Origin of the sequence: Flavobacterium ginsengiterrae (genome assembly GCF_039539785.1) — a bacterium.
GTDB lineage: Bacteria > Bacteroidota > Bacteroidia > Flavobacteriales > Flavobacteriaceae > Flavobacterium > Flavobacterium ginsengiterrae.
The window spans coordinates 136,052-151,857 of the sequence record NZ_BAABDU010000004.1 but is presented as its reverse complement, the minus strand read 5'-3'; the positions used below and the strand labels follow the sequence as shown (position 1 = coordinate 151,857).

Annotated in this window: 13 protein-coding genes; 9 read left to right on the top strand and 4 right to left on the bottom strand. The window is 35.7% G+C overall.

The window, feature by feature from the left end; all coding sequences use genetic code 11:
- Positions 1–163: 163 nt before the first annotated feature.
- Both ABD859_RS11075 and ABD859_RS11070 read left to right on the top strand, forming a co-directional pair.
- The gene (locus ABD859_RS11075; RefSeq protein ID WP_345144230.1) at positions 164–505 is read left to right on the top strand and encodes a hypothetical protein; all 342 of its coding nucleotides are present in this window, start codon (positions 164–166) and stop codon (positions 503–505) included.
- Between the two features lie 284 nt (positions 506–789).
- The gene (locus ABD859_RS11070; protein WP_345144228.1) at positions 790–1,584 is read left to right on the top strand and encodes a hypothetical protein; all 795 of its coding nucleotides are present in this window, start codon (positions 790–792) and stop codon (positions 1,582–1,584) included.
- 155 nt (positions 1,585–1,739) lie between these two features.
- On the opposite strand, the gene ABD859_RS11065 is transcribed toward ABD859_RS11070, so the two are convergent.
- A complete protein-coding gene (locus ABD859_RS11065; protein WP_345144226.1) occupies positions 1,740–2,000 on the bottom strand; it encodes a SemiSWEET family sugar transporter in 261 nt (86 codons plus the stop codon).
- Positions 2,001–2,147: 147 nt separating this feature from the next.
- Positions 2,148–3,002 (bottom strand): SDR family oxidoreductase, encoded by an 855-nt coding sequence (locus ABD859_RS11060; protein ID WP_345144224.1) that lies wholly within the window; start codon positions 3,000–3,002, stop codon positions 2,148–2,150.
- A gap of 366 nt (positions 3,003–3,368) precedes the next feature.
- Here ABD859_RS11060 and ABD859_RS11055 point away from each other — a divergent pair, with 366 nt between their 5' ends.
- From ABD859_RS11055 to ABD859_RS11035, 5 genes are all read left to right on the top strand, one after another.
- The gene (locus ABD859_RS11055; RefSeq protein ID WP_345144222.1) at positions 3,369–4,589 is read left to right on the top strand and encodes a hybrid sensor histidine kinase/response regulator; all 1,221 of its coding nucleotides are present in this window, start codon (positions 3,369–3,371) and stop codon (positions 4,587–4,589) included.
- Positions 4,590–4,599: 10 nt separating this feature from the next.
- Complete coding sequence (locus tag ABD859_RS11050; RefSeq protein WP_345144220.1) at positions 4,600–8,172, top strand: response regulator; 3,573 nt, start codon at positions 4,600–4,602, stop codon at positions 8,170–8,172.
- Between the two features lie 68 nt (positions 8,173–8,240).
- Positions 8,241–8,606 (top strand): response regulator, encoded by a 366-nt coding sequence (locus tag ABD859_RS11045; RefSeq protein ID WP_345144218.1) that lies wholly within the window; start codon positions 8,241–8,243, stop codon positions 8,604–8,606.
- A gap of 7 nt (positions 8,607–8,613) precedes the next feature.
- On the top strand, positions 8,614–9,423 hold the full coding sequence (locus ABD859_RS11040; RefSeq protein WP_345144216.1) for a CheR family methyltransferase: 810 nt from the start codon (positions 8,614–8,616) through the stop codon (positions 9,421–9,423).
- Positions 9,405–9,989, top strand: coding sequence for a chemotaxis protein CheB (locus ABD859_RS11035; RefSeq protein ID WP_345144214.1), 585 nt, complete (start codon positions 9,405–9,407; stop codon positions 9,987–9,989). Before ABD859_RS11040 ends, ABD859_RS11035 begins: the two co-directional genes overlap by 19 nt.
- Here the strand turns inward: ABD859_RS11035 and ABD859_RS11030 are convergent, their stop codons facing one another.
- Together ABD859_RS11030 and ABD859_RS11025 are read right to left on the bottom strand one after the other, a co-directional pair.
- The gene (locus tag ABD859_RS11030; RefSeq protein WP_345144212.1) at positions 9,990–10,760 is read right to left on the bottom strand and encodes a porin family protein; all 771 of its coding nucleotides are present in this window, start codon (positions 10,758–10,760) and stop codon (positions 9,990–9,992) included.
- A 10-nt stretch (positions 10,761–10,770) separates the two neighbouring features.
- Positions 10,771–11,895 (bottom strand): hypothetical protein, encoded by a 1,125-nt coding sequence (locus tag ABD859_RS11025; protein ID WP_345144209.1) that lies wholly within the window; start codon positions 11,893–11,895, stop codon positions 10,771–10,773.
- 318 nt (positions 11,896–12,213) lie between these two features.
- Between ABD859_RS11025 and ABD859_RS11020 the strand changes: the two genes are divergently transcribed.
- Entirely contained in the window at positions 12,214–12,537 is a 324-nt protein-coding gene (locus tag ABD859_RS11020) for a DUF6660 family protein (RefSeq protein ID WP_345144207.1), read from the top strand.
- 120 nt (positions 12,538–12,657) lie between these two features.
- On the top strand, positions 12,658–15,798 hold the full coding sequence (locus ABD859_RS11015) for an efflux RND transporter permease subunit (protein WP_345144205.1): 3,141 nt from the start codon (positions 12,658–12,660) through the stop codon (positions 15,796–15,798).
- The last annotated feature ends 8 nt before the right edge of the window (positions 15,799–15,806 follow it).

Genomic DNA, 15,806 nt, shown 5'->3' with positions numbered 1-15,806 from the left:
TAGATATCGACATAAAATTTAAAATTAGTGAAAATTAATTTTGATTCGATTTTGTTTTTTTGAATGAGCTAACATTAAATTCTATTGAGTTAATTTTCATTGATTTTAATAAGGAACTTTGAATTAAACAAAGATTGTAACTAATCTCAAATCATTAAAAATCATGAAACGAGAACAAAAACACGAAACCGACTATATACAGAAATATCAGGATGAAGGCTATACTAAGAATTATTTATTTGAAAATGGCTGTCTTATAGATTCTGAAACAAAATATGCCTATCAGCCAGATGAAATATATATTGTAGCCCATCACCGTTATGAAGGTATGAGCGATCCGGATGATATGTCAATTTTGTATATTATTGAAACCAAAGATCAGCAAAAAGGAACACACTTACTGGGTTACGGGCCTACCGCTGATCTGGAAGAAGCTGAGTTTTTTAAAGATATTCCGAAAAAGAACTATTCAAAAAACGGAGAAGACAATGGCGAACTTACTTAAAATAAAATAGATAAGTATTTTTATTTTGCTGAGGAGCAGTTGTTCCAGATTTAATCTGGGGCAGCTGTTTTTTCTTTTTTAAGCTGCTGAGATTATGAGTTTCTAAGAAACTTAGAAGTTTAGAACCTTAAATAAAAATTATGAAATTTCTGATTGAAATTCTATAAGACTTTGATTTGTAATTAGTACGAAATTTGAATTATAGAAAATGAGAAATTAAATATGAATTGTTTTTATACAGATATATAAGTATTGAAACGATTCTCTAACAGCAAAAATAAAAAATGAGAAAACTTTACTTAAATACTGGAGAATTTGATGCCGTTTTTAACGATCTGAAAGAAAGTTTCAGCGGTAAACTTACAGCAAAAAACAATGAATATAATTTAGAAATCAATTCTAAATGGACAAAAGGTTCTATAAAAGGAACCCGTTTTGATGATAAAGTTCTTTTTATGCATTTTGATCTTGAGTTTCATCAGGAAGTAAGTATGAGCATCGAATCTGTAAAAACAGCGCCGGTATTTTTTGTTTACTGCGAAAACGGAAATGTAAGCCACAGTTTTGGGGCAAATGGAGAAAAGAAAGTTTTAAGCAAAAATCAGTCGGCTGTTTTAAGTAATTCATCAGTAATAAACAGTGTTTTGTATTTTGAAAGCTATAAACGAATTCAGTTTACGTTATTAGGAATGCCAACACTGACTAATAAAAATACAGAATTGACAGCGCAGGTAAAACAGCGTTTTACAAACGATTCAGGAAATTATATTTATGTGGGAAAAGAGAATTCGAAAATCTCAGACAAAATTCAGGAATACAAAACCGTTCCGCAAAAAGGTGCAGTAGGAACGCTGCTTAAAAAAAGCATTTTGAAAGATATTGTAGAAATGGAAGTAGAGCAGCACAGTTTTAATTACCTGAAAACATTTGATCCTGTTGTAAATATTGCGAAGAAACAAATCAGCGAAATTAAACGAATTTCGACAATGAATTTTTCTGAAATGATTTCTGCAGCCAAACTTTTAAGAACGAAATATCACTTTTCGTTTAAGCCATACAACCAAAAATTAGCTAGCTAAGAAGCATTATATATATTAACTACTATTACGAAAAAAAACAGCTTTCCTAAAGAGCTGTTTTTTTTATTTAAGTTGCTGAGCTTCTAAGTTTCTAAGCTTTTTAGTTTTTCAGATATTGAGGTTTCCTTAAGAACCTTAGCATCTTCAAAAAAAAACTATTCTTTCTCGTAAGTAATAATAAAATACACCATCGCAAGATTTAAACACAACGAAACGCTGTTGGTGATTATAATGGGAAGATCTTCTTTTAAAATGCCGTAAATTACCCATACCAGGATTCCAAAAGTCAGGATGCCGAAAGTTTTAAGCGAAATATCTTTTACTTTCTTAGTTCTCCAAACTTTTAAAATCTGCGGAATTGTAGATATTGTAACACATGTTCCGGCAAATAAACCTATTATGTCTATGTAGTTCATTTTTTTTAAGATGCTAAGGTTCTGAGATTCTAAGTTTTTTCTTTTAACCGCAAAGACGCAAAGGTTCGCAAAGTATTTTACAAGAGTCCTAGAAATAAGCATTGCGTTCTTCGTGTTAAACCTGGCGTCTTTGCGTTTAGATAAAAATCAGCCTCCAACTAATTCTCCTCCGTTAATATGAATAAATTGTCCGGTAATATAACTGCTGTCTTCGCAGGCCAGAAAAACGTATGCAGGTCCAACTTCAGAAGGCTGTCCGGCTCTTTCCATTGGATTGTCTTTTCCAAAATCCGAAACTTTGTCAAAACTGGCCACAATAAGCGGTGTCCAGATTGGTCCGGGTGCTACGCCGTTTACTCTGATTTTTCTTTTGGCCAGCATGGTCGATAATGATCTTGTAAAACTTACAATGGCGCCTTTTGTACTCGCATAATCTGCCAGATGTTCGCTGCCTCGATAAGCCGTTACAGAACTGGTATTGATAATTGCGTCGCCTTCTTTTAAATGCGGCAGTGCAGCTTTTGTAATATAGAAATACGGATAAATATTGGTTTCAAAAGTTTTTTGCAATTGTGCGGCAGTAATTTTTTCCAATTCATTTTGCGGAAACTGAACCGCTGCATTGTTTACCAAAACGTTGATGGTTTTAAAAGCAGTGATGCATTTTTTAATGGCGTCTTTACAAAACTTTTCATCTTTTAAATCACCGCTTATAAGCAGGCACTGCTGACCTTCTTTTTCAATCATGGCTTTGGTTTCCTTTGCGTCTTTGTCTTCTTTTAAATATACAATGGCAACATTGGCGCCTTCACGTGCAAAATGTACTGCGGCGCTTCGGCCAATCCCGCTGTCGCCACCAGTTATAAAAGCCGTTTTTCCAAGAAGTTTTCCGCTTCCGGTATAGTTTTCTCGTATTATTTCCGGTTCTGGATTCATTTTATGTTCATTTCCCGGAAGCGTTTGTTTTTGCTGCGGGAATTTTTTAGGTTTTTTCGTTTCCATAGTCATAGTCATTATTTTGATTATTAAAGTTACGGCAGGAACTGAATAAAAAGGGACTGTAATAATTTTTAGGTTATCTCAATAAAATAGAAAAGAAAGAAAAAAGCTATACTTTTTTTGATAAATTGCTAAAATTTGATTATTTCAACAGGCTGAGTTTCATAAATTCTATTAAAAATGATAGTCGTACATGGGAATTATGTAACGATTTTAATTTTGAATGCAATACCATTGTATCTTAATTTTCTAAATTTGAAAGTTTGACCAACCCTCATTTAGAATAGGATCAGATGTTTTAAGTGAGATCATTTCATAAACCATGAATCAAACTTTTTTCATTAATAACGCTTTATCCCCCATAACAGCATGGTATTAATTGTTGACGACATTAAGGCAAATATTATTGCTTTAAAGAAAACATTAGAACTGCACGATATTGAAGTTGATACGGCAGAATCCGGTGAAGAAGCGCTGAAGAAAATCTTAAAGACTAATTATTGTCTTATTATTATGGATGTTCAGATGCCCGGACTTGACGGCTTTGAAGTTGTTAAGATTCTTTCGGGAAATAAACGAACCAAGGATATTCCGGTAATTTTTCTTTCGGCTTTAAACATTGAAAAGAAATATATTTTTAAAGGGTATGAAACCGGCGCTGTAGAATATATCACAAAACCCGTTGATACAGATTTGCTGATGCTGAAAGTAAAAACTTTCCTCAAAATCTACGAACAGCAAAATGAATTAAAATTAACCAAGGAACTTCTTTCTAAAGAAATCAAAATTAGAAAAGAAGCTCAGGATAATCTTGAAATCAAAATCGCGGAAAGAACCAAAGAACTGGTTTTGAAAAATGAAGAATTAGAGTTAAAAAACCACGAATTACAGCAGTTTGCCTGGGTGGTTTCTCATGATTTAAATGAACCTATCCGCAAAATCCAGATTTTTATTAAAATAATCAAAGAACTTTATCTTAAAGATGACGAAAAGGGAATTAATTATGTCGACAGAACGATAAAATCTGCAGAGAGAATGCAGACTCTTATTACGGATCTGCTGGCGTATTCTCGTTTGTCTGCACAGGTTAAACCTGAAGTTACAGATTTAAACATTGTGCTGCAGGAAGTACTTTCTGATTTTGATTATTTAATTGAAAGAAAAAATGCAGCTGTAAAAACTACAGAACTTCCTACGATTGACAGTATTCCAAGCCAGTTGAGACAAGTGTTTCAGAATTTGATTGGAAATGCACTGAAATTTTCGGGTGTCAATGAACCGCCGTTAATCGAAATAACTTCAGAATTAATTGTCGACAAATCGTTTGACAGTCCAACTTCCCCGGAAGGGAAATACTGCCGCATTATTGTAAAAGACAACGGAATTGGTTTTGATGAAATATATCTGGACAGGATTTTTATCATTTTCCAAAGCTTAAACGACCGTCAGACTTACGAAGGAACGGGAATTGGTCTTGCCATTGCTAAAAAAATCATCGAAAAACACAACGGATTAATAACTGCTAAAAGTGAAGTAGGCAAAGGCGCAAGCTTTATTATTGTTCTTCCTTTAAAATACGAATTAAAATAATTTAGAATATATGAATGGTAACTTTAAAAGAAATCTGCTAATAAGTTCATTAGTTTCATTATTAGTACTTACTATTAGTTCTGTTGCTTCTTTTATCAGCATTAAAAGCTTATTAAACAGCAATTTTTGGGTAAATCACACTCAGGATGTAATTTATAATCTAAACGAAGGTTCGTCGATTATTACAGAAGCCCAAACCAGTATGCGTGGTTATCTTTTAACCGGAGACGAGCAGTTTGTTGACCGTTTTAACGATTCTGAAGCAAAATCAAATGCTTATTTTGAAAAACTGGATGAACTTACTGTAGACAATCCTTCACAGCAAAGACTGCTCGAAGATTTAAGAGATAAACGTTCAGGTTTCTTTAAATATCTCAATAATCAAATCGTAAAAAAGCGTTTAAGCAAGGCAACACTTATTTTTGATTTAAACGAAGGCCGAAACATGATGAATGAAATGAGGGCTATTATTAGAAAAATTGAAAATTCAGAACAAAAACTTCTACAAGAACGCAATGCTAATTCTGAACGTTACGGAACATATAGTTTAGTATTAATTATTATTGCCTTTTTTATTGCCTTTATTATTTCGATTGTTTTTTTAATCAGAATTTTAAAAGATTATAATGAACGTTCTTTATTGCAGCAGGAACTGGAGAAAAAAGATATAGAAACCGGACAGAGGATAGAAGTCATCAGCACTATTGCCAGTAATATTTCTAAAGGAAATTACGACATTCGCGTAGACGATACAAAAGCCGATGCACTTGGAAGCGTTGGAGAATCATTAAATGCAATGGGAGTTTCTCTTAGAACTTCTTTCGATTTATTATCGCAAAAAGAATGGCTTCAAACGGGAATTGCAGAACTAAACAATGTTATGCTGGGCGATAAAGCGCAGCAAAAACTTTCTAAAGATATTATCGAATTCTTATGTCAGTACACCAACAGCAGTGCAGGAATTTTATATATTTTAGAAGAAAATGAACTTATTTCTTCGGGAGGATACAGCTATATACCCAATAAAAACCGTGAACGCATTCAAAAAGGGCAGGGATTAATAGGCCAGGCGATTACATCAGGAAAATTACTGGAATTAAAAACATTATCTCCAGACGATATTCAGATTAATTACGCTTTGGGTCAGGTAAAACCAACACATATAGTGGCTTTTCCTTTAATTGATAACAAAATTGAAGGCGCTATAGAGCTTGCCAGTATTTATGGATTTTCAGACCTGCATTTAGAATTCCTGAAAACGGTGGCTAATAATATTGGAATTGCCGTAAGATCGACTCAAAATAGAAGACGTGTTATGGAATTACTGGAAGAAACCAAATCACAGTCTGAAGAACTTCAAATGCAGCACAGCGAACTTGAAGCAATTAATGCCGAATTAGAAGCGCAGACCGAAAAACTGCAGGCTTCTGAAGAAGAATTACGAGTACAGCAGGAAGAACTGGAGCAAACCAACGAAGAACTTTCGGAAAGAAGTGTTCTTTTGGAAGAGAAAAACAATGAAATCCAGAAAAAATCAGAAGCTCTGGAATTAACAACACGTTACAAGTCAGAGTTTTTGGCCAATATGTCGCACGAATTACGAACGCCTCTTAACTCAATTTTACTTCTAAGCCGATTGTTATCTGAAAATAATAACAAAAGCATGAATAATGAAGAAATTGAATTTGCAAAAGTAATTCAGAGTTCAGGAAACAGTTTGTTAGGTTTAATTGATGAAATTCTGGATTTATCTAAAATCGAAGCCGGTAAAATGGAACTGGAGTTTTTAGATGTTTCGACTAAAGAAATTACAGATACACTTTGGAATTTATTCAATCTGGTTGCCAAAGAAAAAGGAATTGAATTTGAAATTATTTCTAAAGATGCGCCTCTTGTTATTAAAACAGACAAAATGCGTTTAGAACAAATTTTGAAAAACCTGATTTCAAACGCGGTTAAATTTACTGAAAAAGGAAAAGTAAGTCTGGAAATAAAAGTTGATACTGATGATGATAAAATCATTTGCTTTATTGTAAAAGATACCGGAATTGGAATTCCGTTAGAAAAACAGCCATTGGTTTTTGAAGCATTCCAGCAGGCAGACGGTTCTACAAAACGCAAATACGGCGGAACAGGTTTAGGATTGTCTATAAGCAGGGAACTTGCTAAATTATTAAGAGGAGAAATTGTGCTTCACAGTAAAGTAAACGAAGGAAGTACCTTTACGTTATGTCTGCCGGTATTTGGTTCTGCACTTCATAAACTAAATGTAGAAAAAATTCCGCCGACAGATTTTACAGAACCGGAAGCAGAATCTGAACCCAATATTCTAACTAAAAAATACATAAGTCCTGTAATTCCTGACGAAATCGACGACGACAGAGATAGTATTAAACAAGGCGATAAAGTAATTTTAATTATAGAAGACGATATTAATTTTGCCAAATCATTACTGGCATTTACACGTCAAAAAGGATATAAAGGAATTGTAGCCGTTCGCGGTGATTATGCTCTAAACTTTACTTTATTGTATAAACCTGTTGGCGTTTTACTGGATATTGAACTTCCGGTAAAAAGCGGGTGGGAAGTTCTGGAAGAGCTGAAAGATCACGCCGAAACCAAACATATTCCGGTTCATATCATGTCATCGCATAAACTAAAACAGGAAAGTTTATTAAAAGGAGCCGTTGATTTCTTAGATAAACCGGTTGCATTTGACAAAATTCCGGATGTGTTTTTACGCATCGAACATATTATTAATAAAGAAGCCCAAAAGGTTTTAATTATTGAAGATAACCCAAAACACGCAAAAGCACTGGCTTATTTCTTAGAAACGTATAATATTAATTCAGAAATTAAAAGTGAAGTTTCCGACGGAATTCAGGCGCTTGGCAAAACCGAAGTCGACTGTGTAATTCTGGATATGGGAATTCCGGATAAACAGGCTTATCAGATTCTGGACGGCGTGAAGAAAAATCCGGGACTGGAAAAACTTCCGGTAATTGTATTTACAGGAAAAAGTCTTTCGCTGAAAGAAGAAGTAAAAATTAAGAAATATGCTGATTCTATTATCGTAAAAACGGCTCATTCTTACCAAAGAATGCTCGATGAGGTTTCTTTATTCCTGCATTTGGTAGAAGAGAAAAAAGAAGGAAATGATAAAAAAGAAGGATATAAAAAGCTAAATTTACTAAACAATATTCTGCACGATAAAAAAGTACTTATTGTTGACGATGATGTTCGTAACATTTATTCGCTTACAAAAGCACTGGAAGCCTTTAAAATGACTATTATTACAGCTTTTGACGGAAATGACGCTATTAAAGTTTTAAATGAAAACCCAGATACTGATATTGTTTTATTAGATATGATGATGCCGAATATGGATGGTTACGAAACAGCGGAGAAAATTCGTGACAATCCTAAGTTCTTAAATCTGCCTTTAATTGCTGTAACGGCAAAAGCCATGACCGGAGACAGGGAAAAATGCATTAAAGCAGGCGCATCAGATTATATTACCAAACCGGTAGACGTAGACCAGTTATTATCGCTATTGCGCGTTTGGCTTTACGATAAAGTTTAAAATGAAATGATTTCAATAAACATCTGACAGGCTTTAAAAACCTGTCAGATTTGATAAAATAACACTAAATGAGTAAAAAACGACTTTTAATTGTTGATGACGATTCCAGAAATATCTTTGCATTAGAACACACACTGCGAGTTAGATCATACGATTGTGTATCCTGCACGAGCGCCGAAGAAGCTTTAAAACTGCTAAAATCCGATGAAAAGATTGATGCCGTTTTATTAGATATGATGATGCCCGAAATGGATGGATACGAAGCGATTCCGTTAATTAAAAGCATTCCGTCACGAAAATCAATTTTCGTTATAGCCCTTACAGCACAAGCCATGGCAGGCGATAAAGAAAAATGTTTAGAAGCAGGAGCAGATGAATACATTTCAAAACCGGTAGATGTAGATAAGTTACTCATAATATTGAGCAAAATTTGAATAGATTATGATTGAAGATATTGAGCTCGAAACACTTATTAATGAAGTTTATGAGTATTATGGTTTTGATTTTGGCAGTTATTCCAGAGCATCATTAAAACGACGTGTCTACAGAGTATACCAGCTGGATGGATTTACCCATTTTCATGAATTCCTTTCAAAAGTCCGTACAGATCCGGAATATTATAAAAGAATGGTCGACGAAATCACGGTTAACGTAACCGAAATGTTTCGCGATCCGGCATTTTATACCGTGCTTAGAAAGGAAATCCTGCCGCAATTAGGCACAAAACCATTCATTAGATTATGGCATGCAGGCTGTTCTACTGGTGAAGAAGTATATTCTATGGCCATAATGCTCAAAGAAGCTGGTTTGCTGCATAAATCCTTAATTTATGCTACAGATATTAATGCCACAGTTCTGGATACAGCAAAAAAAGGGATTTTTCCGCTTAGGATGATGAAGGAGTATTCACAAAACTATCGCGATGCAGGCGGACAGGAAGATTTTTCGAGCTATTATACCGCAAATTATGGTATTGCCAAGTTCAATGAAGAACTGTCGCAAAAAATGGTTTATTCGCAGCACAATTTAGTTTCAGACACATCATTCAACGAATTTGATATGATTTTGTGTCGTAACGTTTTAATTTATTTTGATAATGAACTTCAAAAGAGGGTCATAAATTTATTTGATGAAAGTTTAGCCGTTTTAGGATTTCTGGCCTTAGGCACAAAAGAAACTATAAAATATTCAATTTCTCCGGGCAAATACAAACAGTTTGAAAAAGAGAAAATATGGAGGAAAATAAAATAATATCACATTGCAGATTAGTTATAATAGGAGGTTCAGCAGGAAGTTTAAATGCCTTAATGCAGATTTTACCGGGATTAAAAAAACTTAACCATTTTGCTGTTGTTATCGTATTACACCGCAAAAGCACCGATGATCAGACATTAGAAGAACTAATTACCTTAAAATCCAGCGTTCCTGTAAAAGCCATAGAAGACAAAACCACACTTAAAACCGGTTTTGTATACGTTGCGCCGTCTAATTATCATTTATTATTTGAAAAAGACGATACAATGGCGCTTGATATTTCAGAAAAAATCAATTACAGCCGTCCAAGCATAGATGTTTCTTTCGAATCGGCGGCAGAAATTTATGGAGATTCATTAGTAGGAATTCTGCTTTCAGGATCAAACGCAGACGGAACAGAAGGTTTGAAAGCCATTCAGGCTGCAGGCGGAAAAGTTGTTATACAAAACCCGCTTTCGGCAGATATGCCTTTTATGCCCAACAACGCTATTTTGTTTACAATACCAGATTATGTCCTTAACAACCAAGAAATATTAGAATTACTCAATTCAATAAATACCTGATTATTTTTTAGGTTTTGGCGTTTCCTCTTCCGGAAGGATAACTTTATAACGTTCTGCATCTTCTTCAGCACGCCTTTGAGCCGCTTTTCCTTTTCCTATAGGAATTCCGGCAGTTAAATACAAAGACCTGTTGTAAACATTTGGTCCGTCGCCTTTCATTACAGGGACAAGTCCGTAATAATACTGAATGGTAATATTAAGTCCGTTGCCCACATTCATGTGGTAGCCGGTTCCTAAGGCCACACCAGCATCGATGACACGAATTTCGTCCCGAATTTTTTTCTTGTACACAACATCATTTTTATTGATTTCATTTTTAAATTCATCAAAAGCAGAAGCCAAAAGTCCAAACTGCGGTCCTGCTTTAAGATAAATTCTATTTTTAAACTGATATTTAATTAAAATAGGCACATTAAAATAACGAATTTCGCGATTAACCGTTCCGCCTGCAAAAGTTTCATCTAAGTTAACATCATCTAAAGAATATACCGGAATGTGACGTGCACCCATTGGCGATTTTACAATAACGCCGGTATTGATCATCCAGGCAGGATTTTGTTTAGACCGAATATCGAAATAAAAACCAAGATTAAAACCCGGGTTCATTCCAGAGCTGTCAAGATTCGAAATATCAGATAAATTAAGACCGCCTTCCAGACCAAATTCTAAGAAAGGAGAATTTAGTTTATCTCCAAATATCAATGAAATCAGGACCTGCGAATTTGTCTGAGTAAGACTGAACAGGAAAACGAGTAAAAAATACTTTTTCATTTGTCTCGAATTATAAACCAAATCGATATTGAATACCTCCTAAAACCTGTGTACGGCTTCCAAGAAAACCGGCTTCAAACCTAAACATAAGATGCGGATTTAACTGATATTGCGATCCCACAATAAAATTCCACATATCCTTAGGTCTTTTTTGAAGCGAATATTGTACCGAAGAAGAATCTGCAGTACTCAAAGCCCCGTCTAAAGTAGCCAGAATAGTTCCCGCACTTTCTAAAGCCCGATTTGCAGTATTGTGTTTTACAACATTCGATGGATTTTTTTGTTCAGCGGGTGTAAGACCGTTCCACCAGTCATCTACTTTAGTTTGGTTTTCGGCAACTTTAGCCAGACCATCATCCACTTTTTGCTGTGCATTATCTAAATCCAGAAAATCAGAAAGCGGAAGATTTCCGTTTGTATCACCACTTATATGAACTCTAAAACCACCTACCCAAAAAGCAATATTTTGATCCGGATCTTTAAAAAACTTGAAAGTTTTTCCTAATCGGGGTCCAAAAACATACGAAAAAGCAGGTTTGTCAAGAGAACTAATATCAGTCCAGGCCATATTCATATCCAGAGCCAGCCAGCCGCCGCCAATTCCTATAGTGGGCGTCATACCAAATCCAAACGTTGTAGCATTAAAATTTGCTTTAGTACTAAAAGATGCCGCCTGCGACCAGTTATTGTCAGCATCCGGAATCCATATTCCGGCATTAATTTTTGTTGCGGTATTGGCTTTTCCAAAAACACCATATATATTAAGGAAAGGAAGAAGCCAGATATCCGGGCGTATGGTAAGTGCTCCGGCTTCTACATGAGATTTGTCAAATCGTACAATTTCATCGAGATTGTACATAGGGCCATTATTAAAACCAACATTAAGATCGCTGATTACAATTTCAGAATCCTGCCAGAAATAATTAACAGAAAGTCCGGCAGAGTATGGAAGTTTATAACCTTTTTTGGCTACTTTATCGCCCCAGATAGGAAGGGCATAAGGATAATCAGCGACTTTAAGACTGTCTTTAAGTTCCTGATTTTTTTCTCCTACAATTTTATCAGTGTAGACTTGTGCAGAGATTTGAAAGCTGTATAAAAATAAAAAGGCTGATATTAGTCGTTTACATTTCATTTGTTTGAGTGTTTTAAAATTAATTAATCGAACTGCGTAAATAAAAGTGTACTAATGTATTCTGAGGTGAATTTCGGCTTATTATCTTGTTTTACAGGAGTGTATAAGATTTAAGTTTTATATGTAGTAAGAGCAAATAATGTGTTTATTAGTGTTAAAGTTAATTATTTTTTTTTAACATTTGAGATTTTTTTTGAGAAAGTAGTTTTGTAATCAAAAGATAATCAGATAGTTTTGATTTAAAAGGGGTTTTCGAGCATAAAATCATTTTTGACACTACAGCTATTTTGTAAAAGAATATATCTTATTTTTGCTTTTGTGAAATGGATAGCGATCATATTATCAATTTACTTAATGGCACTTTCTAATATGCCCTGCGCAGATATGGAAGTAAACAGCGCTGCCCATAAAACGGCTCAGTTTGCCTCAGAAGACAATCATTCGCATGATAAAGACAATGATTTATGTTCTCCATTTTGTGCCTGTAACTGCTGTGGAGCTCAGGTTTTAAGCTATCAGTCTGCCGTAAGCTTTGAGTTTCCTAAACCTTACACACAAATTTCTATTTCTTTACCCACTTATAATTCTGTTTTTATTTCCAATTTCTACGGAAGTATCTGGCAGCCCCCTCAAATAGCATAAATGATAATGCCTGTGTAGTTCCGATAACTATCGGAATCGAAAACGGGCGGGAGAGTTGTGGTCTTTCCACACATTTACGGGCAATTTATTGCCTCATTTCTCACGTCATTATATATTCAAATGTTAGATAAAATTATACAGTTTAGTATACGAAACAAATTCGTTATACTGCTATTTACCCTTGTGCTTATTGCCTGGGGAAGTTATTCGCTTAAAAAATTACCGCTCGATGCCCTGCCGGATGTAACCAATAATCAGGTGCAGATTATTACAACCGCACCCACACTGGCAAGTCAAGAAGTCGAGCAGTTAATTACCTATCCGCTCGAAAGAGCCGTAAAAACAGTTCCGGATATTCTTGAACTCCGCAGTATTTCCCGTTTCGGATTATCAGTCGTAACCGTTGTATTTGAAGACGATGTCGATATTTACTGGGCACGCGAGCAGATATTTCAACGCTTAAAACAAGCCGAAGAAAATATTCCGGATTATGTAAATTCTCCGGAATTAGCCCCAATAACAACAGGTTTAGGAGAAATTTACCAATACGATGTATACGCCAAAAAAGGCTACGAAAACAAATACAGTGCCGTAGAACTCCGCACCATTCAGGATTGGATTATTATTCCGCAATTACAGGGAATAAAAGGCGTTGCTGATGTAAGTACATGGGGCGGAAAACTCAAACAGTTTGAAATAGCCGTAAACCCAAATATGCTCAACAGTCTGGGTGTTACGATTACCGAAATTTTTGATGCTTTAGCAAAAAACAATCAAAATACCGGAGGCGCTTATATCGAAAAAGATCAATACACGTACTTCATTCGCGGTGTTGGAATGGCAAAAGGCGTAAAGGACCTTGAAAATGTCGTGGTAAAAAACCGAAACGGTTCACCCGTTCTAGTTCGGAATGTAGCGCAGGTACGCGAAGGCGTGGCATTGCGTTACGGAGCTTCTACAAAAGACGGAAAAGGAGAAATTGTTTCGGGAATGGTTTTGATGCTTAAAGGTGAAAATTCCAGCGCTGTTGTAAACCGCGTTCACGAAAAAATGGCGCAGATAAACAAAAGCCTTCCCGAAGGAATCGTTGCCGAAGCCTTTATTGACAGAGGAAAACTCGTAGATAATTCCATTAAAACCGTTGCCAAGAACTTATTAGAAGGAGCTTTAATCGTAATTTTTGTTCTGATTTTATTTTTAGGAAACCTTCGCGCCGGATTAATCGTCGCTTCGGTTATTCCGCTTGCAATGCTTTTTGCTGTTATTTTAATGAATGCCTTTGGTGTAAGCGGAAACCTAATGAGTCTCGGTGCGATAGATTTCGGAATTATAGTCGACGGAGCCGTGATTATTGTAGAAGCCACGATGCATCATTTGCAGAAATTCAAAAATAAAAAAGAATTAACGCAGGAAGAAATGGATGCTGAGGTTTACAATTCGGCTTCAAAAATCAGGAACAGCGCCGCTTTTGGTGAAATTATTATTCTAATCGTTTATCTGCCGATTCTGGCTTTAATTGGAACCGAAGGAAAAATGTTCAAACCCATGGCTATGACGGTTGGTTTTGCCATTATTGGTGCTTTTATTCTTTCGCTGACTTATATCCCAATGATGAGCGCGTTGTTTCTTTCCAAAAAAACAGAACACAAAGAAAATTTCAGCGACCTCATGATTCTTTGGCTCGAAAGCCATTATACACCGTTATTGAAAAAAGCTTTAGAATTTAAAAAAGTTGTTCTTTCTGTTGCTGTTGGATTATTTGCTTTGGCATTTATTGTTTTTCAAAATATGGGTGGCGAATTTATTCCAACAATCGAAGAAGGCGATTTAGCCATCAATGCGACGATTATGACGGGAAGTTCGCTTACGCAGATGGTTGAAACCACGACAAAATACGAACAGATTCTAAAAGCGAAATTCCCTGAAATTAAAACCATTGTAACTAAAATAGGAAGCGGTGAAATCCCAACCGATCCAATGCCCATTGAAAGCGGAGATTTGATTATTGTTTTAAAAGACAAAAAAGAATGGAAAGGAAAATACCGTAATTGGGAACAGCTTGCCAACGCCATGAAAGAGGAAATGGAAGTAATTCCAGGAGCGAATATCGAAATCTCACAGCCTATTCAAATGCGTTTTAATGAATTAATGACGGGAAGCCGTTCTGATATTGCGATTAAGATTTTTGGAGACGATTTAGAAATTCTCGATGCAAAAGCGGCAGAATTAATTTCGAAGATAAAAGGAATCGAAGGAATTGGAGATCTTAAAGCCGACAAAGTAACGGGATTGCCTCAAATCACGGTTAAATACGATTACGATAAAATAGCCCTTTACGGATTGAATATTTCCGATATCAATCAAATTATCCGTTCGTCATTTGCCGGAGAAAGCGCCGGAAAAATCTACGACGAAAGCAAAAGATTTGATGTCGTTGTGCGAATGGACGAAAACAACCGCGCCGATATTACCGATGTAAGCAATTTGTTTATTCCGCTGCCAAACGGACAGCAGGTACCGCTTTCTCAAGTTGCTTCGGTAGAATATGAGCAAGGTCCCGTGCAGGTCATCCGCGAAGACGGAAAACGAAGAATCACCGTTGGTTTAAATGTCCGCGGACGCGATATTAAAAGTGTGGTTGAAGAAATTCAGGCTAAACTAGATACAAGTTTTAAACTTCCTGCGGGTTATTATGTCACGTATGGCGGACAATTTCAAAATTTGATTGAAGCAACAGAGCGACTTTCTGTTGCTTTGCCAATCGCTTTGGGACTGATTTTGGTTTTGCTGTATTTTACTTTTAAAAGTATCAAACAAGCGTTGTTGATTTTTACAGCCATTCCGTTATCAGCCATTGGAGGTGTTTTTGCGCTTTCGCTGAGAGGAATGCCCTTTAGTATTTCTGCGGGAATTGGTTTTATTGCTTTATTCGGAATCGCGGTTCTCAACGGAATTGTATTGATTTCGTATTTCAATCAATTAAAATCAGAAGGAGTTTTAGATCCTTTCCAGAGAATTCTCATCGGAACCAAAACACGTCTGCGTCCGGTTTTAATGACCGCAGCCGTGGCTTCATTAGGGTTTTTACCCATGGCTTTATCAACCAGCGGTGGAGCTGAAGTACAGAAACCATTAGCAACCGTAGTAATTGGAGGTTTAATGTCGGCAACACTTTTAACCTTAATCGTTTTACCGATTTTGTATTTACTATTGGAGAGATTTAACCGCAAAGAGCGCAAAGAATTACGCGAAGAACGCTAAGAAATTTA

What these genes read in the sequence shown, in the direction of transcription:
- ABD859_RS11075 (WP_345144230.1), top strand. Translation starts at nt 164, where the DNA reads ATGAAACGAGAACAAAAACACGAAACCGACTATATACAGAAATATCAG.
- ABD859_RS11070 (WP_345144228.1), top strand. Translation starts at nt 790, where the DNA reads ATGAGAAAACTTTACTTAAATACTGGAGAATTTGATGCCGTTTTTAAC.
- ABD859_RS11065 (WP_345144226.1), bottom strand. Translation starts at nt 2,000, where the DNA reads ATGAACTACATAGACATAATAGGTTTATTTGCCGGAACATGTGTTACA.
- ABD859_RS11060 (WP_345144224.1), bottom strand. Translation starts at nt 3,002, where the DNA reads ATGGAAACGAAAAAACCTAAAAAATTCCCGCAGCAAAAACAAACGCTT.
- ABD859_RS11055 (WP_345144222.1), top strand. Translation starts at nt 3,369, where the DNA reads ATGGTATTAATTGTTGACGACATTAAGGCAAATATTATTGCTTTAAAG.
- ABD859_RS11050 (WP_345144220.1), top strand. Translation starts at nt 4,600, where the DNA reads ATGAATGGTAACTTTAAAAGAAATCTGCTAATAAGTTCATTAGTTTCA.
- ABD859_RS11045 (WP_345144218.1), top strand. Translation starts at nt 8,241, where the DNA reads ATGAGTAAAAAACGACTTTTAATTGTTGATGACGATTCCAGAAATATC.
- ABD859_RS11040 (WP_345144216.1), top strand. Translation starts at nt 8,614, where the DNA reads ATGATTGAAGATATTGAGCTCGAAACACTTATTAATGAAGTTTATGAG.
- ABD859_RS11035 (WP_345144214.1), top strand. Translation starts at nt 9,405, where the DNA reads ATGGAGGAAAATAAAATAATATCACATTGCAGATTAGTTATAATAGGA.
- ABD859_RS11030 (WP_345144212.1), bottom strand. Translation starts at nt 10,760, where the DNA reads ATGAAAAAGTATTTTTTACTCGTTTTCCTGTTCAGTCTTACTCAGACA.
- ABD859_RS11025 (WP_345144209.1), bottom strand. Translation starts at nt 11,895, where the DNA reads ATGAAATGTAAACGACTAATATCAGCCTTTTTATTTTTATACAGCTTT.
- ABD859_RS11015 (WP_345144205.1), top strand. Translation starts at nt 12,658, where the DNA reads ATGTTAGATAAAATTATACAGTTTAGTATACGAAACAAATTCGTTATA.